Below are 23,483 nucleotides of genomic sequence, written 5' to 3' on the forward strand. Positions count from 1 at the left end.
GGATGTCCGCGGCCGTACTGGTCATCGCTGCCGAAAACCTGATGCCCGGCCTTCGCGAGCGCGTCAAGGTCGAGGGGGACATCATCACGTTTTCCGACACCGAGCCGATCCAGGCGCTCCAGGCCATCATGGATCAGCGGCCGCCGCTCGTCGTGCTCGAGCGGCTGTTCGCCGCGACGCCGCGCGGCGCGGCCCTCGTCAACCGGATCAAGAGCGATCCGCAGCTGGCGATCGTCGAGGTGCGCGTGATGTCGCACACCGGCGACTACTCGCGGCAGGTGGTGAAGCCGACCGCGGTGCCGGCGCCCGCCCAGCCGGTCGCCGTCGGCGCCGCGCAGCCGTCGGCCGCGCCGATCGCGACCGACGAGCCGGCGCGGCTCGACTGGCATGGCACCCGCCGCGCGCCGCGCTTCCGCCTCGGCGGCATCGAGCTGCAGCTCGATGGCAACCCGGCGGCGGTCGTCGATTTGTCGACGGTCGGCGCGCAGGTGATCTCGCCGACGATCCTGCGGCCGAACCAGAAAGTCCGTATCAGCCTGCCGCACGACGACTTCGTCCTGCGTTTCCGCGGCGCGATCGCCTGGGCGAAGTTCGAGCTGCCCAAGGCGCCCGTCGCCGCTCCCCAGTACCGCGCCGGCGTCGAGTTCATCGACGGCGACGCCGCCGCGCTCGACCGGGTCATCGAGCGCAATCGCGGCAACTAGCCGGATCGCTTCGAGCCGCGCCCACCCGACGGCGCGGCGTCCTTCTACCGTCCGAACCATGTCGCGGCGATCGAGTCCGCGCGGATGATCGTGTCCTCGCGCGCCGAGCCAGTCGAAAGCACCGCCGCGGGGACGCCGGTCAGCGCCTCGAGCCGCGCGATGTAGCGCTGCGCGTCGGCCGGCAGATCCGCGTAACGGCGGATGCCGGCGGTGGGCTGCGACCAGCCCGGCATCGTTTCGTAGATCGGCTCGCACCGCGACAGTTGCGCGATCTCCCCAGGGAATTCGTGCAGCGTCGCGCCGTCGCAGCGATACGCGGTGCAGATCTGCAGCTCGGGCATGCCGTCCAGCACGTCGAGCTTGGTCAACGCCAGCGCGTCGAGCCCGTTGACGCGGACGGCGTAGCGGACCGCGACCGCGTCGAACCAGCCGCAGCGGCGCGGCCGTCCGGTGACGGCGCCGAATTCCTGGCCGGTCTCGCGCAAGCGGGTGCCGATCGCGCCGAAGAGCTCGGTGGGCAGCGGCCCCTCACCGACACGCGTCGTGTACGCCTTGGCCACGCCGAGCACGCCGTCGATGGCGCGCGGCGGCACGCCGAGGCCGGTGCAGATACCGCCGGTCGTCGCGTTCGAGGAGGTGACGTAGGGATACGTGCCGTGATCGATGTCGAGCAGCGTTCCCTGCGCGCCCTCGAACATGATCGGGCGCCCGGCGCGGCGCGCCTCCGCCAGGAAGAGCGACACGTCGCGCACCCACGGCTGCATGCGTGTCCAGGCGCGCCGCGCGTCGGCGATCACCTGATCGGCGTCCATCTGGGTGTCGCCGATGATCCGGTTGCGGGCGTCGACGTTGTGGCGGATTGCGCTCGCCAGCGCCTCTTCGTTGGCCAGATCGCCGACCCGCACCCCGCGGCGTGCGATCTTGTCCTCGTAGGCTGGGCCGATGCCGCGCGAGGTGGTGCCGATCTTGCGCTCGCCGCGCCGCGCTTCGCTCAGCAGATCCAGTTCGCGATGGTACGGCAGGATGAGGTGCGCCTTGTCGCTCACGACGAGCCGGCCGTCGATCGCAACGCCGGCGGCCGCGAGCTCGTCGATTTCGGCAAACAGCGCCTGCGGATCGACGACGAGCCCGTTGCCGATCACGCAGGTGATGCCGGGATGGAGGATGCCCGAGGGCAGCAGCCGCAGCACGAACTTACGCCCGTTGGCGTAGACCGTGTGGCCCGCGTTGTGGCCGCCCTGATAGCGCGCCACGATCTCGAAGTTCGGCGTCAGCAGGTCGACGACCTTGCCCTTCCCCTCGTCGCCCCACTGCGCGCCCAGCACCGCAATGTTGTTGGACATCTGACCGCGGTATTCTACCTTTTCAATATGATCGCGTTCACATGATCCGGCTCGACGGCGAAAATCTGACGCTCGCCGATCTGCAGGCGATCGCCGACTTGGGCGCGCCGGTGGCGCTGGCGCCGGCGGCGGCGGCCGCGGTCGACGCTGCCCGCGCGGTGGTCGATCGCCATGCCGACGGCGATGCGCCGGTCTACGGCGTCAACACCGGCTTCGGGTCGCTGGCCGAAGTGCGCATCGCCAGGAGCGCGCTCGACGAGCTGCAGCGCAACCTGCTGCGCAGCCACGCCGCCGGCGTCGACGTGCCGCTGCCGGCGCGTGCGGTGCGCGCGATGATGGCGCTGCGCGCCAACGCGCTGGCCAAGGGGTTCTCGGGCATCCGCCGCGACACCCTCGATCTGCTGATCGCGGCGCTCAACGCACGCGTCCACCCGATCGTGCCCAGCCGCGGCTCGGTCGGGGCAAGCGGCGATCTGGCCCCGCTCGCCCACCTCTCGCTCGTCCTGATCGGCGAAGGACACGCGACGGTCGGCGACGATCCCTCGACCGTCGACGGCGCGGCCGCGCTGGCGGGCGCCGGTCTGGCGCCGGTGACGCTCGGACCGAAGGAAGGGCTGGCGCTGATCAACGGCACCCAGGCGTCGACCGCCGTCGCGGCGCTCGCGGTGCTCGGCGCCGAACGGCTGGCGCGCGCCGCCGACCTCGCCGCGGCGCTGACCATCGACGGGCTGCGCGGCTCCTACCATCCGTTCGAAGCCCGCCTCCACGCGCCACGGCCGCACCCCGGCCAGCAGCGGTCGGCCGCCAATCTCCTGGCGCTCCTCCAGGACAGCGCCATCAATCGATCTCACGAGAATTGCGGCCGCGTCCAGGACGCCTACTCGATGCGCTGCGCGCCGCAGGTGCACGGCGCCGCCCGCGACGCCTGCGCCTACGCCCGCGCCGCGATCGAGATCGAGATGAACGCCGCGACCGACAACCCGATGGTGTTCGCCGATGTCGACACCGCCGGCCCGGGGGCCGGCGATATTGTCTCGGGCGGCAACTTCCACGGCGCGCCGGTCGCAATCGCGGCGGATCTGCTGGTGCTCGGCCTGGTCCAGCTCGCCACCATCTCGGAACGCCGGTCGGATCGGCTCGTCAATCCGGCGCTCAGCGGGCTGGCGCCGTTTCTCACCCGCGATTCGGGACTGCATTCGGGCTACATGCTGGCCCAGGTGACCGCGGCGGCGCTGACCTCGGAACTCAAGACGCTCGCGCATCCGGCGAGCGCCGACACGATCCCGACGTCGGCCAACCGCGAGGACCATGTCAGCATGAGCATGGCGGCCGCGCTCAAGGCGGAGCGCGCGCTCACGCTCGCGACGCGGGTCATCGCGATCGAGGTGCTGCTCGCCTGCCAGGCGATCGATCTGCTCGCGCCGTTGACGACCTCGCCGGCGCTGGCACCGGTGCACGCGCGCGTGCGATCCGACGTCGCGACGCTGGCCGGCGATCGTCCACCCTCACCGGATATCGAATCGATCGCGGCACTCATCTCCTCCGGATCGCTGGAGCGCTCGTGCGCATCAGAAGTCAAGTAAAGTTTTTTTCAGAATCAATTTGACAACGCGCGCGTACGTTTCTAGATTGCTATTCTCCTGCGCGTGACGACTGCGACGCCGCGCGCGGAGTGTTTCCGAGACATGAGGACCCTGAGCCGCCACGTCAGCGCGCCGCGCGGCGCCGTGATCTCGTGCAAAGGATGGCCGCAGGAAGCCGCCCTTCGCATGCTGATGAACAACCTCGACCCCGACGTGGCGGAGCGGCCTGACGATCTCGTCGTCTACGGCGGCTCCGGACGCGCCGCCCGGTCGTGGGAGGCGTTCGACGCGATCGTCGACACGCTGCGCCGGCTCGAACACGACGAAACGCTGCTCGTCCAGTCCGGCAAGCCGGTGGCCGTCTTCCGCACCCACCCCTGGGCGCCGCGCGTCCTCATCGTCAACGCCATGCTCGTGCCGGCGTGGGCCGACTGGAAGACATTCCGCGATCTCGAGGATCGCGGCCTGACGATGTACGGCCAGATGACCGCCGGCAGCTGGATCTACATCGGCACCCAGGGCATCCTGCAAGGCACCTACGAGACGCTCGCTGAACTGGCACGCCGTCACTTCGGCGGCTCGCTCGCCGCGCGGGTCGTCGTGACGGCCGGCCTCGGCGGCATGGGCGGCGCCCAGCCGCTCGCCATCACCATGAACGGCGGGATCGCGCTCGTCGTCGAAGTCGATCGCGCCCGCATCGCCCGCCGCCTGGCGACCGGCTACGTCGACGAGCACGTTCAGACGCTCGACGCCGCGCTCGCGCGGGTCGAGACGCTGCGCGCCGCCGGCCAGGCGCGCGCCATCGCCCTCGAGGCCAATGCCGCCGACGTGATCCCCGAGCTCGGACGGCGCGGCTTCGTGCCCGACGTCGTCACCGATCAGACCTCGGCGCACGACGCGCTCGCCGGCTACGTGCCCAACGGCCTGTCGCTCGCCGAGGCGACCGCGTTGCGGAGCGCCGACCCTGCCGAGTACGAACGGCGCGCGATGGCGGCGATGGCCACGCACGTGCGCGGCATCCGCGCGCTGCAGGATCGCGGCGCGATCGCGTTCGACTACGGCAACAACATCCGCGCGCAGGCCGAGAAGGCCGGCGTCGCCGACGCGTTCCGCATTCCCGGGTTCGTGCCGGAGTACATCCGCCCGCTGTTCTGCCGCGGCAAGGGGCCGTTCCGTTGGGCCGCGCTGTCGGGCGATCCCGCGGACATCGCGGCCACCGACGCGCTCGCGCTCGAGATGTTCGCGTCGGATACGGCGCTCTGCCGCTGGATCCGCCTCGCCGCCGAGCGGGTCGCGTTCCAGGGGCTGCCGGCCCGCATCTTCTGGCTGGGCTATGGCGAGCGCGCGCGCTTCGGGCTGGCGATCAACGACCTCGTGCGCCGCGGCGTGATCTCCGCGCCGATCGTCATCGGCCGCGATCATCTCGACACCGGCTCGGTCGCCTCTCCCTACCGCGAGACAGAGGGCATGCGCGACGGCAGCGACGCCATCGCCGACTGGCCGATCCTCAATGCGCTGCTGAATACCTCGTCGGGCGCGACCTGGGTGTCGGTGCACCACGGCGGCGGCGTCGGCATCGGATACTCCCTGCACGCCGGCATGGTCATCGTCGCCGACGGCACCCGCGAAGCCGACGAGAAGCTGCAGCGCGTGCTGACCGGCGATCCCGGCAGCGGGGTCGTCCGCCATGCCGACGCCGGCTATCCCGAGGCGATCGCCACTGCCAGTGAACATGGCATCGACATGCCGATGTTGCGCGTGAACCCGGGCATGAAACCTGGTACAAACCCTGGTACAAATCGATGATGGTTCCCGAGCGTCCCACGCTGGAGCGCCGTGTGCTGGCCGCCCTCGACGGATCGGCTGGCAACGGCCCACGGATCCCCGTCGTGCTGGGCGGCTGCGGCAGCGGCCGCACATCCCTGCTGCTTCGTCTGCGCGATTTGATCGGGCGCACGCAGGCGCAGTACATCGACGTCGAACGGATCGCGACCACGCCCGAGCGTTTCCTGCAGGCGGTGCGCACCGCCTCCCCGTTTCCCGCCGTCCCCGGCCAGCCGGCGCCTGGCAGCGAAGCCGGCGCGCGGGACGCCTTTGACGCGACGCTCGCTTTTCTCGACACCGCGCGGGCTCCCGGCACCTCGCCGGCGACGTTCCTGCTCGACGAATTCCTCGAGCTGCGGACGTTCGAGAGCTTCCCCGGGCTGCGCAGCGTGCTCCGCGACCTGCTCGGCGCGCTCGCCTCGAGCGGCAACCGCTTCGTGCTGACGACGCGTTACGCGGCGCGGGCCTACCGGCTGCTGCGCGACGCGCCGGCCCAGTTCGAGATCGTCCACGTCGCCCCGCTCAGCGCCGCCGAGATCCGGGCCACCCTGCCGGGCGCGCACGCCGACGACCACGTGCGTGGCGCGGCCGAGGCGGAAGAGGAAGTGGAGCGCCACCGCGACGAGCTCGCGCGCCTCGTGCACGTGCTGTCGGACGGCCGCCCGTCCTACGCCCGCGCCATCGCCGAAACCGCGACGGCGCTCGGTCAGCGCGGCACCGCCGACCCGGTCAGCGCGCTCGCGGCGCTGCTCTCCCCCGGCGGACAGCTCGCCCAGACCTGCCGGTTCTGTTACGAATTGCGGCTGCACCGCGCCCGCGGCTACGGCGCGCTGAAGGCCATCCTCGAAGTGCTCGCGCAGCAGGAGCCGCTGACGCTGACCGAGATCGCGCAGCGGCTGCGGCGCACGCCTGGCTCGACCAAGGACTATCTGTCGTGGCTCGAGGACGTCGACCTCATCACCTCCCGGCAGAAGCGCTACAGCTTCGTGGATCCGATGCTCCGCCTGTGGGTCCGCCTGCACTGCCACTCGGTGCCGCCCGGCGACGAAGACGTCACGCGCGAGCTGCACGCCTACGTCATGGCGCGCCTCCCGCACGGCGAGCCGTCGCTGGCGATGGCCGGCACACCGCTCGAGCCGTCGAAGTACAGCGGGATTATCGAGATCGACTGAGGACGGTTGTCATCGAAGCAGCCGGAGCGGCCGCGAGATCTCAGTCGCTGAGCTTTTCCAGCGCGGCCTTGGCTGCGGCCTGTGCCGCTTCCTTCTTGCTGCGCCCTTCGGCGCGCGCCAACCCTTCGCCGCCGACCACCACCTCCACGACGAACGATTTGCGGTGATCGGGTCCCACTTCGGCCGCGAGCCGGTAGACCGGCAGTCCCCGGCCCTTCGACTGCAGCCATTCCTGCAGCGCCGACTTCCAGTCGTCGGTGAATGACGCCGCGGCGCCGGTGCGCCGCGCCTCGGCGATGAGGTCCTGGAACTCCTGTTCGATGAAGGCCCGCGCCGGCTCGACGCCGCCGTCGAGATAGACCGCGGCGATCAGCGCCTCGTAACAATCGGCGATGATCGCGTGCTTGCCGCGGCCGCCGGTCTTCTCCTCGCCGCGCCCGAGGATCAGGAACTGCCCGAGGTCGAGCGCCGCGCCAAGCTTCGCCAGCGCCGCCGACGACACCAGCGACGCCTTCAGCTTCGACTTCTGCCCTTCGTTGTGCTGCGGGAACTCGCGGAACAGCATGTCGGCGATGACGAAGCCGAGCACCGAGTCGCCGAGAAACTCCATCGACTCGTTGTCGAAGACGCCGCCGCTGGCGTCCTCGTGCACGCGTGAGCGGTGCGTCAGCGCGTGCTCGAGCAGACCGCGGTCCTTGAAGCGGTAGGCAATGCGGCGCTCGAGCGGCTCCAGCTCCGTGCCGAACGGGACGACCCGGCCGCCCTGGACTTCGTCGCGGTGGCTGTCGATGATGCGGGTCGCGGCGGCGGCGTGCTCGGGGGCGACCGCGATCCGCCGCTCCCACGACTGGTCGTTGAGCGCCAGCGGAAACACGGTGCGTGAGTTGTTGCTGAGCAGCACCGACGGGATGTCGTGGGTCTCGAGCAGCCCGCGAATGACGCTCGCCTCGATCTCGGACGGCGTGTGGAAGATGACGACCAGATCGTTCATACGGCGACGCGCGCCGGCACCGCGGCAGCCTGCTCGACCTTGATCAGGATCATCGTCATGTCGTCGTGCTGGTCGGCATCGCCGACGAAGGCTTCGACCTCGCGCAGGATGCGTTCGCGCAGGTCCGCCGTGTCGAGGTGCCGGTGCTCGTCGATCAGGCGGCTCAGGCGGACGTCGCCGAACAGGTCGCTGCCGGCGTTCATCGCTTCGCTGATGCCGTCTGTGTAGAGCGCGATGACGTCGCCGCGGCGCAGCTCGACGCGGCACTCTTCGAGCAGCTCGACGAACTTCTCCTGCGCGCCGGCGATGCGCAGCCCGACCACCAGGCCGCTCGGCACCAGGCTCTGCGTGCCCCCCTGGGCGCTGGCCTGCAGGAGCAGCAGCGGCGTGTGTCCGGCCCGCGCGAAGGTCATCGCACCCGCGTCGAGATCGATCACGGCGTAGGTCATGGTGATGAAGCTGCGGGTATCGAGGTTGTCGGAGATGATGCGGTTGACCTCGATGAGGAGCTGCCGCGGCGACTGGTAGATCTGACTGAGCGACAGCACCACCCCTTTCAGCTCGGCCATGTACAGCGCCGCTGAGGTCCCCTTGCCGGAGACGTCCGCGATCAGGACGCCGAGCCGCCGCGGCCCCAACGGAAAGAAGTCGTAGTAGTCGCCGCCCACCTCGCGCGCCGGGACGCAGAGGGCGGTGATGCCGAGGCCGGCGAAGTCGAGCGGCCCGCGCGGCAGCAGCGACATCTGGATCTGGCGCGCGATGCGCAGCTCTTCCTCGAGCCGCTTCTTCTCGGCGGCGGTCTGCATCAGGTTCTCGATGCTGCCGGTCATCTGATTGAAGGACTCGGCCAGCTCCCCGAGCTGGTCCTTCGACTCGATGTTGATGCGGTGGGTGAAGTCCCCGTGCCGTACGCGCTCGGTCCCCATGAACAGCTCGTGAACCGAGCTGGTGATCGAGCGCGCCAGCGCCAGCCCCATGGTGAGCGCGGCCGCCTCGATGATCAGGAACAGCACGCCGATCACGATCAGGAAGATGAGCAGCGCGTCGGAGAGACGCATGCGCATCTCGCCGAACTGCATCGACTGCGCGCTGGCCAGATGGTTGTAGAGCTCGCGCAGCCGGTAGGCGAGCGCCAGTGTGTCGCGGTGGGTGTCGCCGGTCGCCCAGTCGATCACGTCGATCTGCGAAAGACTCTTCTCGAAGAGAACCGAGCGGCTGCCCTGCTTCGAGGTCGACCGCGCGGTCGACTGGTTCAGGTCGCTGCGCGCGTCGAATACGTTCTCGAGGCGGACGCCGGTCGTGGCATAGAGCTGGTGCTGCACCTGGTCGTCGAGCGGGATGTCGACGATCACGGCGCCGGCGACGCCGCCGGTACCGACCTTGACGAGCGTGCGGACGACCAGCTCCTCTTCGCCGGGCGTCGCTTTGATCGGCAGGGCGATCGAACCCTGGAACACTTCGCGTGCGGCGAGCCAGGGCGGAACGGCGGAAGGCATCGCCAGCGCGGCCCAGCCGCCGGCCGACGACGAGCGCCCGTCGGGCGCGAGATAGGCGATCGACATCGCCGGATACGTCGAGGCGCGGATGCGGTGCACGCGCTGAACGGTTTCGTCGGCGCTGTCGGGGAGGCGGGCGATCTCCGTCGCCGCCGCCTGCGCGCTGATGCGCGCGTCTTCCATCACCTTGTCGTAGGCGTCGCGGAAGAGATAGGCGCTGACGTTCATGAACACCAGACTGCCCGCGAACAGGAAGAAGACGAGGATGAGGAGCGCCGGAATGACTCCGATGAAGATGTACGACAGGATCAGCTTGCGGCGGACGCGCCAGAGCAGGCGCCGCTTCACCTGGACGAACAGGCGCCAGCCGAACACGACGACCGCGACCGCCAGCGCGATCGTCGCCGCGGAAGAGACGACGCGCGCGGCCTCCGGCAGATCGCCGGAGAGGCGCCACACCGCGAACACCAGCTTCAGCGCTGCCGCAATCAGGAAGAGACGACCTGGCCAGCTCTGGAACAACAGCTCGCGCGGCGTCGACTGCGGCGCGGCGGCGGGCCGTGGCGTGGGGCGTCGCGCCATGTGCGATTATTAGAGCATGAAACTCCCGCCGGACGCGCGCTTCGCGACCATCTGCATCCACGCGGGACAGACGCCCGATCCCGGTACCGGCGCGATCATCACGCCGATCTTCCAGACCTCGACCTACGTGCAGGATGCGCTCGGCCAGCACAAGGGGTTCGAGTACGCGCGCACGCAGAATCCGACGCGCCTGGCGCTCGAGCACAACGTCGCCGCCATCGAAGGCGGAGCCGCGGCGTTCGCGTTCGCCTCCGGGATGGCGGCGATCGACGCCGTCACCACCCTCCTCGACGCGGGCGACCACGTCGTCGTCACCGACAACACCTACGGCGGCACCTTCCGGCTGTTCGAACAGGTGCTGCGCAAGTACCGCCTCGAGTTCAGCTACGTCGATACGTCGCAGCCCGGCCTGGTCGAGCAGGCGATGCAGTCCAACACGAAGATGGTCTTCGTCGAGACGCCGACCAACCCGGTGATGCGCCTCACCGACATCGCCGCGACGGCGGCGATCGCCCACCGCGGCGGCGCCCGTCTCGTCGTCGACAACACCTTTGCCAGCCCGGTGCTGCAGCAGCCGATCGCGCTCGGCGCCGATCTGGTCGTGCACAGTACGACGAAGTATCTCAACGGCCACAGCGACAGCGTCGGCGGCATCGCCGTCGCCGTGCGCGAGCCCGACGTGGCCTGGCTGCAGTTCGTGCAGAACGCGGCCGGCGCCATCCTCGGGCCGTTCGATGCGTGGCTGGTGCTGCGCGGCACCAAGACGCTGACCGTGCGCATGGCCCAGCACAACATCAACGGCGCGGCGCTCGCCGGGTACCTGGCGGCGCACCCGAAGGTGGAGCGCGTGCACTATCCCGGGCTGCCCGATCACCCGCAGCACGCGCTGGCGACACGCCAGATGCGCGGCTTCGGCGGCATGTTGTCCTTCGACGTCGGCACCTACGAGGCGGCCCGCACGGTGTGCAACCGGGTGCGGCTGATGGCGCTTGCCGAGAGCCTCGGCGGCGTCGAGACGCTGATCTCGCACCCCGCCTCGATGACGCACGCGTCGGTGCCGGCGGAGCGGCGCCGTCAGATCGGCCTGACCGACAGCATGGTGCGGATCTCCGCCGGCATCGAGGACGCCGAGGACCTGATCGGCGATCTCGCGCAGGCGCTCGCGGCGATCTAGCGCGGCGCGGCGCCTGTCCGGTGCCGGAGAAACTCCACCAGCACCGGCAGCAGCGACACGCAGACGATCCCGATCGTCACCAGCGAGAAGTGATTCTTGATCACCGGGACGTTGCCGAACACTACGCCGGCGAGCACGCACAGGCCGACCCAGGCGACCGCGCCGATCGCGTTGTAGGCGACGAACGACCCCGGCGTCATCTGCGCCGCGCCGGCCACGAACGGCACGAAGGTGCGCACGATGGGCACGAAGCGACCCAGGATCACCGCCTTGCCGCCGTACTGCTCGAAGAAGGCATGGGCGCGATCGAGGTAGTCGCGGTTCATCAGCCGGTGCAGCCGCGACGCCGAGTCGGTCGCCACGAAGACGCGCGGCCCGACCTGGCGCCCGACGGCGTAGTTGACCGCGTTGCCGGCGAAGGCAGCGAAGGCGAGCAGCGCGACGAGGACCCACGCGTTGATCCCGCCGCCCGCCGCGGCCAGCGCGCCGGCCGCGAACAGCAGCGAATCGCCGGGCAGGAACGGAGTGACCACGAACCCGGTCTCGGCGAACACGATCGCGAACAGCAGGCCGTAGACCCAGGCGCCGTAGGTGTTGACGAAATCGAGCAGGTGGGCGTCGAAATGCAGGACGAAATCGATCACGAGGTGGCGTCTCCGATCCAGTTCAGGTAGGCCTGGTTGCCGTCGACGATTGGGATCACGACGAACTCCGGCACGTCGTAGGGATGCAGCGCGCGCAGCCGCTCCCACAGCGCCGCGACCCGCGCCCGCGAGGTCTTGATCACCATCTGGCGCTCGGCCTCGTCCTCGACCGCCTCCTGCCAGCGGTAGATGGACTGCATCGGCGGCAGCACGTTGACACAGGCGGCCAGCCGCGCCTCGACCAGCGCCCGGGCGATCGGCGCCGCGTCGGCGGCGGCGGGTAGCGTCGTCAGCACGATCACGAAGTCGGACATGCGATTAATGGTCGGGATGGGTTCGGCCGAAAGCATTGTACAAAGGATCCGTCTCCCGCCCATGTCCCCCGCATCCCCAGAACCGCTGCGGCGGCGTTCCAGGACCCCGCCCGCGGCATCGCCGTCGCCCTGGCGCGCGCGGCTGCTGCAGTACGGGCTTGCCTTCGTCGCCGTCGTGCTGATTGTCGACGCGCTGGTCGGCGAAAAGGGGTTCCTCGACACGCTGCGCGCGCGGCGTCAGTACCGCGAGGTGGCGGTGGCGCTGTCGCAGAAACACGCCGAGAACGTCCGCCTGCGCGACGAGATCCGGCGATTGCGCGACGATCCGGCCCGCATCGAGGCGGTGGCGCGCGAAGAGCTGGGTTTGATGCGCCAGGGCGAGGTGCTGTTCATCGTGCACGACGAGAAGACGCCGGCCGGCACGGCGAAATAGCTACCCCTTCTCCCGCTTCACCTGGTCCCACGACACCGACGACACCCCGGTTCCCTCGGCCATGAACTGCGCGCTCAGATCGTCGAGTGAGGTGCGCGGGTCGATCCACGTGTGGAGCTTGACCGTGACGTCGTTCTTCCCCTGCGAGATTTCGCGCGGCTCGAACACCACGCCATTGCGCAGCAAAATGGCTTCGACGTGCGCGGTCGGGAAGATCCGGCCCGGCGCCGAGACCTCGAGCGCCAGGGTGCGCGTCCGCTGACTCGCGACGCGGTCCAGGATCAGCAGCGTCACGCACAGGAACGCGGTGCCGAGGCCCGCCACGGCGAACGCTCCCAGACCGGTCGCCATGCCGAGCCCCATCAGCAGGAACAGGATCGTGACGTCCTTCGGATCGTCGACGGGGGTCCGGAACCGGACGATCCCGGCGGCACCGGCGATGCCAAACGCGCGCGCCAGTGAGTTGCCGATGATGATCATCATCATCGCTCCGGAGACGCAGAGCAGCGTCTGTGCCTGTTCCAGCGATCGAGGCCGATCGCGGCTGACCGGTTGGTGGATGGCCGTGACTAGAGCACCAATCAGCATCGACGCTACCAGCTTCGCCAGCTCGACGAAGGGCTGCAGCGGATGCAACGGAACGCTGACCTTCTTGCCGCTCTCGAGGAGTGCTTCCGTGCCGGGATCGATGCCGGTCAGCTGCATCGGGAACCGCAGGCCGATCCAGACGAGCGCGCCGCACAGCACCGCGCCGGAGACGATGATCCCGAACGTCCGCCATGGAAACGTCGCCAGGCGGGCCGCCTCGATCGAGTCGTAGACGTCGAAGATCGACCACAGCCGCGAGGTCTCGAGCATCTTCTGGACGGCCGGGCGGATCGCCGCGATGCATAGCGCGCCGCGGATCCGCTGGGCAGTCGTATGGCTGCGCACGAGCGCCCGGATCCCCGCGCTGTCGATCGCCGCCACGCCGCTCATGTCGATGATGATCTGGCGCTGCCCGCGCCGGAAGAGTCGCTGGACGTCCTTTTCGAGAGTCTCGGCGGCCCCGCCGGCGACGAGGGGTTCCTGCGGCGAGAGAACGAGACGAGTGTCGGAGCGTCCTGTCACGATATTTGGCTGAGGTGCCGCGCCGACTATACACGAGCCGCGCAGGGTAACGATATGATGCCTGCTGGATGCTCCCGATCGACCTGCGCGATGCCTTCCGCGGCTTCGCCAGGCACCCTGGTTTCGCGGCCGCGGCCATTCTCTCGCTGGCAGCCGGGATCGGCGCCAACACGGCGATCTTCAGCGTGGCCAGCACGCTCCTGCTCAAGCCGCTGCCCTATCCGCAGTCGGACCGGCTGGTGATTCTGTGGAACCGGTCTCCCGGGCTCGGCATTTCGCAGGACTGGTTCTCCACCGCGCAGTACTTCGACATCCGCGGCGCCGCGACGAGCCTCGAACAGGTGGCGATCGTCTATGGCGCCAACGAGACGATCTTCGGCGACGGCGAGCCCGAGCGGATTGCCACGCTGCGCGTCTCGTCGAATCTCCTGCCGATGCTCGGCGCGCAGCCAGTGCTCGGGCGTCTGCTGACGCCCGACGACGACGTGCAGGCGCCCCCGTCGAACGCGCTGCTCGGCTACGGGACGTGGGTACGCCGCTACGGACGCGATCCGGGGGTCATCGGCCGGCGCATCCAGCTGAACGGCCGTCCTTTTCAGATCGTCGGCGTGCTGGCAGAGTCGTTCTCGCTGCCGCACGAAGTCGTGCCGACGCTCGGCATTGCGGCGGGGGCCGACCTGGTGATTCCGCTCCCGCTCGCTCCGGCCGCGGCGCAGGCGCGCAACCGCGAGGACTACAACGTCATCGGCAAGCTGAAACCCGGGCGCACCGCCGCCGATCTCCGGCAGGAGCTCGACGCGCTGACGGCGCGGCTGCGGCGTGACTTCTCCGGCATCTACCCTCCCAACGGCGGATTGACGTTCGGCGTCGTGCCGCTGCACGAGCAGGTCGTCGGCGGAACCCGCGGCTCGGTGGCGCTCCTCAGCGGGGCGGTCGCGTGCGTGCTGCTCATCGCCTGCGGGAACGTCGCCAACCTGCTCCTCTCGCGCGGCATCGCGCGCCAGCGCGAGATCGCGGTCCGGGCCGCGCTCGGCGCCGATCGCCGCCGTATCGTCCGGCAGCTGCTTACCGAGAGCGTCCTGCTGGCCTTCGCCGGCGGCGCCGCCGGCCTGCTGCTCGCGGCCTGGGGCCTGCAGCTGATGCGTCTGCTTGGCGCCGGCAGCGTTCCTCGCCTGTATGACATCCGCATCGACGGCCTGGTGCTCGGCTACAGCGCGCTCGTCGCGATCGGGTCGGCGCTGATTTTCGGACTCGCGCCGGCGATACGCGCCGCCCGGCTCGACGTGCAGGCGCACCTCAAGGACGGTCACGGCGCCGCCGCCGGTCTCGCGCCGTGGGGACGGCGCCAGCGCACGCGCAAGCTGCTGGTCGTGGCGGAAATCACCCTGTCGGTGATCCTGCTCGTCGGCGCGGGCCTGCTGATCCGCAGCTTTGCTAACGTGCTGCAGGTACAGCCTGGCTTCAATCCGTCCGGCGTGATGACCCTCGAAGTAACGCTGCCGCCGCCGAAATACGCCGACACCGACCGCGTGCTGGAGGGCTATCGCGAACTCTGGACGCGGCTGCGCGCGATCCCCGGTGTGATGGCGGTCGGCGGCGTCACCTCGCTGCCGCTCAGCAACATGCTCGCGTGGGGACCGATCACGGTCGAGGGACGGGTGGCGCCGGCCAACGAACGGTTCGTCTCTATCGACCAGCGCGCGATCGCCGCCGACTACTTCGGGGTCATGCAGATCCCGATGCTGGCCGGGCGCACCTTCACCGACCAGGACACCCGCGCCAACCCGCGCGTCGCCATCGTCGACGACCACACTGCCGCGACGCTGTGGCCCGACGGCTCCCCGATCGGCAGGCGGATCCGGATGGGCGGAGTCGACGCGAGCCCTGATGCTCCCTGGATCACGGTCGTCGGGGTCGCCGGCGCGGTCAAGCAGGACGCGCTCGACGCCGAATCGCGGCTGGCGGTGTATTTCCCGCAGACGCAGCTCACGCCGCGCGCCATCGTCGCCGTGCTGCGCGCGCAGGGCGATCCGGTGGCGCTCGCGCCTGCGGTGCGCACCGCGATCCGCGACATGAACGGCAACATCCCGATCTACAACCTGAAGACGATGAACGCGCGGGTGGACGACTCGCTCGCCCACCGGCGCTTCTGGATGACATTGCTGGCGCTCTTCGCAGCGCTTGCCGCGGCGCTCGCCGCGGTCGGCACCTACGGCGTCATCGCGTTTCTCGTCGAGCAGGGCGCGCGCGAGGTCGGCATCCGCATGGCGCTCGGCGCCACGCCGCGGGACATCGCGCTGCTCGTGCTCCGCCACGGCGCAATGCTCGCCGTCGGCGGGATCGTCGCGGGCGTGGCCGGCGCGTTGCTTCTCACGCGCGTCATGCGCACCCTGCTCTTTGGCGTCGGCGCGTCCGATCTGACGACCTACGCGGCTGTCGTCACGCTCGTCCTGGCGACGGCGCTCGCCGCCACCTACCTACCGGCGCGGCGGGCCGCGCGGCTCGATCCGGTCAGCACCCTCCGCTGACCCGGCGCCCGGCGTCGGCATGGCCCGTCAGGGCCATCACGGGAATTCCGATCCCCATGACCCGATTCGGCGACGCGCCCTTCGCGGCGGCCATTCTATAGTGAGGTCATCATGCAGAAGCGCTTGCGGCTGATGGTGGTGGCGGCGCATCCCGACGACGAAACGCTGGGATTCGGCGGCGTGCTGGCGCGCTACGCGAGCGGCGGCGTCGAGACGTTCCTGGTCACGGCCACGCGCGGGCAGCGCGGACGCTATCAGGCGCATCGGTTCGGCGACGACGCCCACCCGGGCGGCGATGCGCTCGGGGCGATTCGCGAGCGCGAACTTCGCCAAGCCGCAGGCGAGCTCGGCGTGGCGCACGTACGCGTCCTCGACTACGAGGATCAGCACCTCGACCGCGCCGATCCGCGTGAGGCCGCGGTCCTGATCGCCGCCGAGATCCGCGCGGCGCGCCCTGACGTCGTCCTGACCTTCCCGCCCGACGGCGCCTACGGACATCCAGACCATATCGCCGTCAGCCAATTCGCGACCGCGGCGATCGTCGAGGCCGCGTCGGGCCCTGGCGGGCATCGTGTCTCCAAGCTCTACTACCTGGCCTGGGGCGAACGGCTCTGGGCCGCCTATCAGCGTGCATTCAAGAAGCTCGTGTCGGTGGTGGACGGCGTGGAGCGCCAGGCGACGCCGTGGCCGGAGTGGGCGATCACGACCGTCATCGAGACCGGTGCATGGGCGCCGCAGATCTGGCGTGCGGTGGCCTGCCACGCCTCGCAGGTCGCAGCCTCGTCGGCGCTCGAGGGGCTCGCGGCCCACGACCGCCAATCGCTGTGGGAATCGCTCTCCTTCTATCGGGCGTTCAGCCTGGTCAACGGTGGACGCCGCGTCGAAACCGATCTCTTCGAGGGTTGTGATGCCGAATGACACCTACGCCAGACACGCGCCGTTGGCGATGGACGCCGCGACCTTCAGCGCCCTCGGCCACCGGCTCGTCGACGATCTCGCGGCGCTGCTCGCCGGCGTGCCGCATGGGCCCGTGACGCGGGATCGAAGTCCGGCGGACGTCCGCCGCGCGCTCGATCTGAGCGGACCGCTGCCCGAGGACGGGACGGATCCCTCGGCGCTGTTACACGACACGGCGCAGGGACTCTTCGGCCAGTCCCTGTTCAACGCGCATCCGCGCTTCTTCGGGTACATCACCGCTCCGCCGTCGCCGATTGGCGTGCTCGGAGATTTTCTCGCGTCGGCGCTGAACGCCAACGTCGGGTCCTGGGTACTCGGGCCGGCGGCGACGGAACTCGAGGCGCAAACGGTCCGCTGGATCGCGCAGCTCATCGGATATCCCTCCGGCGACGGGCTGCTGGTCAGCGGCGGCAACATGGCCAACTTCGTCTGCCTGATCGCCGCGCGCGCGGCCGCGGCGACGTGGGACATCCGCGCCGAGGGGATTGCCGGCGCTCAGCCGCTCGTCGCCTACGCGTCGAAGGAAACCCATACCTGGATTCAGAAGAGCGCCGACATCTGCGGATTCGGCACGAACGCGATCCGGTGGATCGACACCACGGCCGACCTGCGGATGGACGTCGCGGCGCTTCGGCGGGCCATCGACGAGGACATCGCCGCGGGGCGGCGGCCGTTCATCGTGGTCGGCACGGCGGGGTCGGTCAGCACCGGCGTCGTCGATCCGCTGCGCGAGATCGCGGCGATCTGCCGCGAACGCCAGATCTGGTTTCACGTCGACGGCGCCTATGGCGCGTTCGCCGCGGCGCTGCCTGACGCGTCGGCCGACCTGCGCGCGCTCGCCGACGCCGACTCGGTCGCCGTCGACCCGCACAAGTGGCTGTATGCGCCGCTCGAAGCGGGATGCGCGCTCGTCCGCGACCCCGAGGCGCTGCGGCGCGCATTCTCCTACCACCCGCCCTACTATCATTTCGACGAGCAGGCGCTCAACTTCGTCGACCGCGGCCCGCAGAACTCGCGCGGCTTCCGCGCGCTCAAGGTATGGCTGGCGCTGCGCCATGCCGGCGCGGCCGGCTACCGGCAGATGATTGCCGACGACATCGCGCTGGCGCAGACCATGGCGCGCCACATCGAGCGCCACCCCGAACTCGAGCTGCTGACGCAGGCGCTCAGCATCACCACTTTCCGCTATGTCCCGGCGGATCTGCGGGGCGTTGGCGATGCGTCGAGCGGCGACTACCTGAACCGGTTGAACACCGCGATCCTCGATGCGCTGCAGCGTGGCGGAGAGCTGTTCGTCTCGAACGCCGTGATCGCCGGCCGCTACGCGCTGCGTGCCTGCATCGTCAACTTCCACACGACCGTGGCGGACGTCGAGGCCGTCGCCGGGATCGTCGCGGCGAAGGGACGGCAGATCGACGGCCAGCTGCGCACGCCGCCTGCGGCCTAGCGGGCCGCATCGCGGCCGCGTCGCTTCAGCGGAAGATCCGGCCGATCCCGAAGATCGTGCGCCAGCCGCCGTCCAGCCCGGTACTCGACGCGACCAGCAGCGGCCCGACGAGTGTGTCGACCATCACCGCGACTGCCGCGTGCGTATTGATGTCGGCGTTCGCGGCGCTGTTGAACACCGAGCCGTTCTCGAGCCAGCCGCCAATGAAGACCGGCCCCCCTATGAAGTCCGGCAGGCGGCCAAACTGCCGCAGGGCCCCGAGCGTCAACACCGCGTAATGATCGCCGCGCTTTTCGCCGATCGGGAATGCATCGAGCACGCCTGGATAGCCGACCGTGAACTGCCGGGGCGGCAGCGGATGGTCGTTGAACGACGTGCCGCCTGAGAGGACCGCAAAGAGCCGGTTGCGGCGGCCGGCCGAGGTGAACCACGATCCGTGCAGCTGCGCCTGCGTGAGATGCGCGTTGGTTCGCTCCACCTCGATCGGCTCCGGCGCGGTCGGCTCCGGTGTGCTCAGCGTCTGGTCGAGTGTCGCTTCGACGCGGATGCCGCGCGAGGGAACCACGGTACTATCCTGGCTGTCGAACAGCCACGCCAGGTGGGCACGCGTCTCGGCGCCGGACAGCTCCGGCAGCCCTGGATCGCCCGCGCGCACGGTGTCGCTGATGTGGCCGAAAAAGAACCCGCCCGACACCTCACTCTGCCGCGACAGATTCACGCCGACATCAGTCGTCAGCCCCAGCCGCGCCTCGCTGTACTCTGCGACGGTGACGTCGTTCTGGATGAAATTGAAGGTCTGACTGGAGGCGCCGGCGGCGATGCGGCCGAAGACGGGCGACCGGGCCAGCGGCACGTAGAGCGAGGCCCCGATTGTCGGGTCGACGCCGAGGCCGCCGTCGATCCGCAGTTCCGTGGCAGGGCCGAGGACGTCGAACGCGAGATAGCGGCCGGCGAGCTGCACCCGGAAGTCTTCCGAGGTCGTGTTCTCGACGTTCAAGCCGAGCATCAGGAATGGCGGCGCGTAGGGCTTGACCGACGCGCTGACCAGGAGACCGGCGCGACCAGCGTTCTCGACCATCCGCCAAGTGACCGATTCGTAGCGATCGAGCCCGGTCAGTGCCGCGAGGTCGCGCTCCAGCAGCGGGACGTCGACGGGCCGGTGCAGGTGGCGTTCGAGCGTGTGACGGACCAGCGCCGCATCTCCCGGTTCGAGGCCGGCCAGATCCAGGAATTCCGGGACGGGAAGAAGGTGCCGCCGCCGCGCCTCTTTCGCCGCCAGCCAGGCGCTCCAGTCCGCGTCGTCCAGACGATGCGTGAGCAGCACGTCCTTGTGGGCCTCGGCGGCCTGGTAGCCGCGCGCGATCAGCTCGTCGGCCCGTCGCCAGTCGAGCGATCCGAAGCCGGTCACGTCGACCGCGATCGTCAGATCCGCCGATTTCAGGGACGCCTGCGTTGACGATCGCATCATCGCGTCGATGGTGTGGCCGAGCAGGCCGAACATCGAGTAGTCGATCTTCTCTGGGAGCGGCAGGCCGACGTTGATCGCGATCACATAGGACGCCCCGAGATCGCGGACGACGTCGGCGGGTACGTTGTCGAGGGCGCCGCCGTCGACCAGGACCCGTCCCTCGCGATCGACGGGTGGGAACACGCCCGGCAGCGACATCGTCGCGCGCAGTGCGGTGGCCAGGTTGCCGCGATCGATGACCACCTTCTCGGCGGTCTTGAGATCGACCGCGACGACGCGGAACGGCGTCGGCAGCGCGTCGAACCGCTCGAGGCCGTAATACGGCGCGGTAATACGGGCGAGCAGCAGATCGACCTGCTGGCCGTTGTTGAGCGCCGTCGGCGGCACGAAGCCGCCCTTCAGGCCGAACTCGAGGCGCGACGGATAGCTGCGCGCGTCCTCCTTGCGGCGGACGTTCTTGAACGCGTACGACGTGCTGCCGAACATCGCGTCCCAGTCGGTGCCGGCCATCAGCGCGCCCAGTTCATCGGCGCTCATGCCGGTCGCGTAGGCGCCGCCGACCAGGCCGCCCATGCTGGTGCCGGCGGCCACGTCGATCGGCACGTGATGCTCTTCGAACCACCGGATGACGCCGATGTGGGCGAGGCCGCGGGCGCTGCCGCCGCCGAAGGCAACGCCGACAGTCGGCCTGGGAGAAGCGGCCTGGCCCAACGCGGCGCCTGAGCCCAGCAACAGGAAGCACACAGCCAGCGTCACAGCTCCGCGCACGGGCGATTGTGGACGCCGCTCGCCGTCAGTCTCTATGCAGTTTCGGCAGTGAATATGCCAAGATGTGCGCGGATTTCATCCTGTCTCTCTCCACCCCATCCGCGGCGCCGTCGGCGTGGTCACGCGCGCTCGGTCCCGTTCTGTTCGCGATCGCCTACTACGGGGGAGCGCAGATCGGCTTCGCGCTGCAGTCTCCGAGTGCGCCGCAGTCGGTGCTGTGGCTGCCGAACTCGATCCTGCTCGCGACGCTCCTGATCGTCCCTCTTGCCACGTGGCCGTACTATTTCCTCGCCGCATTCCCGGCGCAGATGCTCGTCGCGTGGGGCGCCGGCGGGCCATTCTTCACGCTGGCGCTGCTCTTCCTCACCAACTGCGCGGACGCCGCGCTGGGCGCCTATCTGGTGCGCCGTTTCTCGGGTCGCACCGCCGGCCCGTTCCGCCTCGACGATTTGCGCGCCATGCTGATCTTTGCCGCATTCGGCGCGACGCTGCCGACGATCTTGCTGTCGTTTGCGGATGCCGGCGTCTCGGTGGCGACCGGCTGGGCACCGGTCTTCCACGCGGCGTTCATCACCCGCGTGCGATCGAACGTGCTCACCCATCTCATCGTCGTGCCGGCCTGCCTCGACGCGGCGAACGTCGACTGGCGTCATTGGCGGCGTTCCCGCGTCGCCGAAGCCGCGGCGATCGCGGCGCTCGTCGTCGTCGCGTGCGCGGCGGCGTTCGCCGGTTCGGCCGAATCCGCCGTCTATCCGGCGGTGCTCTATGCGCCGATGCCGCTCCTGCTGTGGGCGGCGTTCCGATTCGGCCCGGGCGGTGCCGGCGCCGGCGTACTGCTGGTCGCCCTGATTGCGAGCTGGGACACGCTGCACGGCCGCGGGCCGTTCATCAGCTACACGCCGGCCGATGACGTCCTCGCGCTGCAGCTGTTCCTGCTCGCCAGCGCGACGCCGCTGCTCGTGCTCGCGGCGGTCGTCCGCGAACGCAACCGCGCCACCGACCGCGTGCACCGCAACGAGGCGGCGCTGCGCCGCAGCTATGCCCGGGTCCGCGAGCTCGCCGGCAAGCTGATCACCGCACAGGAGCTCGAGCGCGCGCGCATTGCGCGCGACATGCACGACGATTTCAACCAACAGCTGGCCGTGGTTTCGATCGGCATCAGCGGTCTGCGGTCGCGGATCTCCGACCGCGCGCTCGCCGCCGATCTGCAGGCGCTGCAGGATCGCACCGTCGCGCTGACCGACCGGGTCCGCCATTTCTCGCACGATCTGCATCCGCAAGCGCTGGAACACGTCGGACTGCCGGCGGCGCTCCGGGCGCACTGCGCCGAGTTCGGCCGGCAACACCTGCTGCGCGTGCACCTGGTGACCGAGGGCGATCTGGAGCCGATTGCGCGCGACATCGCGATCTGCGCCTACCGTATCGTCCAGGAAGGGCTCAGGAACGTGCAGCAGCATGCCGGCGTCACCGACGTGCACGTGACCGTCGAGCGCCGCCGCGGCCAGCTCGACCTGACGATCGTCGACGGCGGCCGCGGATTCGACATCGACGCCCCCGCGGCGCGCGATGGCCTCGGGCTGCTCAGCATTGAAGAGCGGTCGCGCCTCGTCGGAGGATCGTTTACCATCGCCTCAGTGCCGGGCCGGGGTACAACGCTCCGAGTCCAGATACCAATGAGCCCTCGATGACCTTGCCGCGCGTCCTGCTAGCCGACGATCACGCCATCGTCGCCGAGGGACTTCGGCTGCTGCTGAAGGATCATTGCGAGCTGGTCGGCGTGGTGAGCGACGGTCCCAGCATGGTCGAGGCGGCGCTGCAGCACCGCCCCGAGGTGATCGTCGCCGACATCTCGATGCCCGGCTTCGACGGGCTGCAGGCCGTCCGTCGCCTGCGCGAGCTCGAGATCACCGCACGGATCATCATGCTCACGATGTATGCGGACCTCGAGGTGGCGGAAGAAGCGATCGCCGCGGGCGCCAACGGCTACGTCGTCAAACATTCCGCCGGGGAAGAACTGCTGAAGGCGATCACCGCCGTGCGGGAAGGGCTGACCTACATCACGCCCTTTCTCTACAAGGCCCGGCGCACCTAGCGGCCGTCCCGGGAGATCGGGATCAGGGTACGATCACGACGGCGCGCCCTTTCTTGCGTATCAGCTTGTCGACGCGGGCCGCCATGGCGGCGCGCCGCGCGAGCATCGCGTCAATCGCCCGTCCGTCGAGCCATCGGCCCAACCGCCCGGCCAGCTCCTCGCGCGTCACCGCGCTCATCCGCTCCCACAGCGTCGCATCGACGCGATCGAACGCGAACGGCAGACGGTCAGCGGTGACGAAGGCCCGCGAGTGGTCGATCAGAATCAGCTCGCCGGGGCGGCCGATCAGGATGTTGCCGGCGTTGCGATCGGGGTTGCCGATGAAGTTGTCGAACATCTGCATACGGCGCACGGCCTGCCCCCAGATCGGCTCGCTTGGCACACGGCCGCCGGTCTGCTTGACGCTTTTCACCCCGTCGACCCACATGATGGCCGCGCCGGTTTCGCCGCCGATCTCGCGCTCGACCGCCGGCGGCACCATCTCGAGCTCCAAGAGCCTGTCCAGTTCATAGGCGGCGATTTCGGACTTGTAGCTCTCCCAATGACCACGGTTGTAACCGGGCGGCACCACCTTCCAGGTCAGGCTCGCGACCGGCTCGGGCGGATCGAGGAAGGCGCGCCGCGGCCGCGTCACGCCCGTGCCGACGTCCTCGAGGCGGACGACTCCGGCGCCTGCCAGATGCGCTTCGATCGTCGCCTCGCGTCCAATCCACGTCCGGACGGACGCGCCTTGGGACGCGGCCACCAGACACAACGCCAGTGCGGCCACCCCGGCCCTCGGCACGATGCCCATGGGCGCCACCTTCGATCGGCACCCGGCCGGGCCGCTATGCAGATTCCGTCAGCCGGGGGC

The 23,483-nt window shown here is 69.7% G+C and carries 19 protein-coding genes; 11 read left to right on the forward strand and 8 right to left on the reverse strand.

The window, feature by feature from the left end:
• The first annotated feature begins 2 nt into the window (after nt 1–2).
• Nucleotides 3–704, forward strand: a complete 702-nt coding sequence (locus VGI12_14940; protein HEY2433968.1) for a PilZ domain-containing protein — start codon at nt 3–5, stop codon at nt 702–704.
• A 44-nt stretch (nt 705–748) separates the two neighbouring features.
• On the opposite strand, the gene VGI12_14945 is transcribed toward VGI12_14940, so the two are convergent.
• On the reverse strand, nt 749–2,047 hold the full coding sequence (locus VGI12_14945; GenBank protein HEY2433969.1) for an adenylosuccinate synthase: 1,299 nt from the start codon (nt 2,045–2,047) through the stop codon (nt 749–751).
• 41 nt (nt 2,048–2,088) lie between these two features.
• Here VGI12_14945 and hutH point away from each other — a divergent pair, with 41 nt between their 5' ends.
• The 3 genes from hutH to VGI12_14960 all read left to right on the forward strand — a co-directional run bounded on the left by hutH (nt 2,089) and on the right by VGI12_14960 (nt 6,626).
• On the forward strand, nt 2,089–3,630 hold the full coding sequence (gene hutH, locus VGI12_14950) for a histidine ammonia-lyase (protein HEY2433970.1): 1,542 nt from the start codon (nt 2,089–2,091) through the stop codon (nt 3,628–3,630).
• Nucleotides 3,631–3,732: 102 nt separating this feature from the next.
• Complete coding sequence (hutU, locus tag VGI12_14955) at nt 3,733–5,436, forward strand: urocanate hydratase (protein HEY2433971.1); 1,704 nt, start codon at nt 3,733–3,735, stop codon at nt 5,434–5,436.
• Nucleotides 5,436–6,626 carry a hypothetical protein gene (locus VGI12_14960; protein HEY2433972.1) on the forward strand — a complete coding sequence of 397 codons (1,191 nt, stop codon included), beginning with the start codon at nt 5,436–5,438 and terminating at the stop codon, nt 6,624–6,626. Before hutU ends, VGI12_14960 begins: the two co-directional genes overlap by 1 nt.
• A 40-nt stretch (nt 6,627–6,666) precedes the next feature.
• Here VGI12_14960 and rnc read toward each other — a convergent pair whose 3' ends face one another.
• Nucleotides 6,667–7,617 (reverse strand): ribonuclease III, encoded by a 951-nt coding sequence (gene rnc / locus VGI12_14965; GenBank protein ID HEY2433973.1) that lies wholly within the window; start codon nt 7,615–7,617, stop codon nt 6,667–6,669.
• Nucleotides 7,614–9,695 carry a SpoIIE family protein phosphatase gene (locus VGI12_14970; protein ID HEY2433974.1) on the reverse strand — a complete coding sequence of 694 codons (2,082 nt, stop codon included), beginning with the start codon at nt 9,693–9,695 and terminating at the stop codon, nt 7,614–7,616. The genes rnc and VGI12_14970 overlap by 4 nt, the downstream gene beginning before the upstream one ends.
• 16 nt (nt 9,696–9,711) lie before the next feature.
• Between VGI12_14970 and VGI12_14975 the strand changes: the two genes are divergently transcribed.
• On the forward strand, nt 9,712–10,869 hold the full coding sequence (locus tag VGI12_14975) for a PLP-dependent aspartate aminotransferase family protein (GenBank protein ID HEY2433975.1): 1,158 nt from the start codon (nt 9,712–9,714) through the stop codon (nt 10,867–10,869).
• Here VGI12_14975 and VGI12_14980 read toward each other — a convergent pair.
• Nucleotides 10,866–11,513, reverse strand: a complete 648-nt coding sequence (locus VGI12_14980) for a DedA family protein (GenBank protein HEY2433976.1) — start codon at nt 11,511–11,513, stop codon at nt 10,866–10,868. The two genes, VGI12_14975 and VGI12_14980, sit on opposite strands and share 4 nt — an antisense overlap.
• Complete coding sequence (gene cutA / locus VGI12_14985; protein HEY2433977.1) at nt 11,510–11,827, reverse strand: divalent-cation tolerance protein CutA; 318 nt, start codon at nt 11,825–11,827, stop codon at nt 11,510–11,512. The genes VGI12_14980 and cutA overlap by 4 nt, the downstream gene beginning before the upstream one ends.
• A gap of 61 nt (nt 11,828–11,888) precedes the next feature.
• Between cutA and VGI12_14990 the strand changes: the two genes are divergently transcribed.
• Complete coding sequence (locus VGI12_14990; protein ID HEY2433978.1) at nt 11,889–12,260, forward strand: septum formation initiator family protein; 372 nt, start codon at nt 11,889–11,891, stop codon at nt 12,258–12,260.
• On the opposite strand, the gene VGI12_14995 is transcribed toward VGI12_14990, so the two are convergent.
• Nucleotides 12,261–13,370, reverse strand: coding sequence for an STAS domain-containing protein (locus VGI12_14995; GenBank protein ID HEY2433979.1), 1,110 nt, complete (start codon nt 13,368–13,370; stop codon nt 12,261–12,263).
• A 68-nt stretch (nt 13,371–13,438) separates the two neighbouring features.
• Here VGI12_14995 and VGI12_15000 point away from each other — a divergent pair, with 68 nt between their 5' ends.
• From VGI12_15000 to VGI12_15010, 3 genes are all read left to right on the forward strand, one after another.
• Entirely contained in the window at nt 13,439–15,898 is a 2,460-nt protein-coding gene (locus VGI12_15000) for an ABC transporter permease (protein HEY2433980.1), read from the forward strand.
• A gap of 111 nt (nt 15,899–16,009) precedes the next feature.
• The gene (locus VGI12_15005) at nt 16,010–16,816 is read left to right on the forward strand and encodes a PIG-L family deacetylase (GenBank protein ID HEY2433981.1); all 807 of its coding nucleotides are present in this window, start codon (nt 16,010–16,012) and stop codon (nt 16,814–16,816) included.
• On the forward strand, nt 16,806–18,302 hold the full coding sequence (locus VGI12_15010; protein HEY2433982.1) for an aspartate aminotransferase family protein: 1,497 nt from the start codon (nt 16,806–16,808) through the stop codon (nt 18,300–18,302). Before VGI12_15005 ends, VGI12_15010 begins: the two co-directional genes overlap by 11 nt.
• Before the next feature lie 25 nt (nt 18,303–18,327).
• Here VGI12_15010 and VGI12_15015 read toward each other — a convergent pair whose 3' ends face one another.
• Nucleotides 18,328–20,538 carry a patatin-like phospholipase family protein gene (locus VGI12_15015; protein HEY2433983.1) on the reverse strand — a complete coding sequence of 737 codons (2,211 nt, stop codon included), beginning with the start codon at nt 20,536–20,538 and terminating at the stop codon, nt 18,328–18,330.
• A 62-nt stretch (nt 20,539–20,600) separates the two neighbouring features.
• On the opposite strand from VGI12_15015, the gene VGI12_15020 reads away from it, so the two are divergent.
• Entirely contained in the window at nt 20,601–22,226 is a 1,626-nt protein-coding gene (locus tag VGI12_15020; protein HEY2433984.1) for an MASE1 domain-containing protein, read from the forward strand.
• Nucleotides 22,223–22,630 carry a response regulator transcription factor gene (locus VGI12_15025; protein HEY2433985.1) on the forward strand — a complete coding sequence of 136 codons (408 nt, stop codon included), beginning with the start codon at nt 22,223–22,225 and terminating at the stop codon, nt 22,628–22,630. The genes VGI12_15020 and VGI12_15025 overlap by 4 nt, the downstream gene beginning before the upstream one ends.
• A 22-nt stretch (nt 22,631–22,652) precedes the next feature.
• Here VGI12_15025 and VGI12_15030 read toward each other — a convergent pair whose 3' ends face one another.
• Complete coding sequence (locus VGI12_15030) at nt 22,653–23,423, reverse strand: hypothetical protein (GenBank protein ID HEY2433986.1); 771 nt, start codon at nt 23,421–23,423, stop codon at nt 22,653–22,655.
• Between the last annotated feature and the right edge of the window lie 60 nt (nt 23,424–23,483).

The sequence above is a fragment of the Vicinamibacterales bacterium genome, assembly GCA_036496585.1.
Taxonomy (GTDB): domain Bacteria; phylum Acidobacteriota; class Vicinamibacteria; order Vicinamibacterales; family 2-12-FULL-66-21; genus JAICSD01.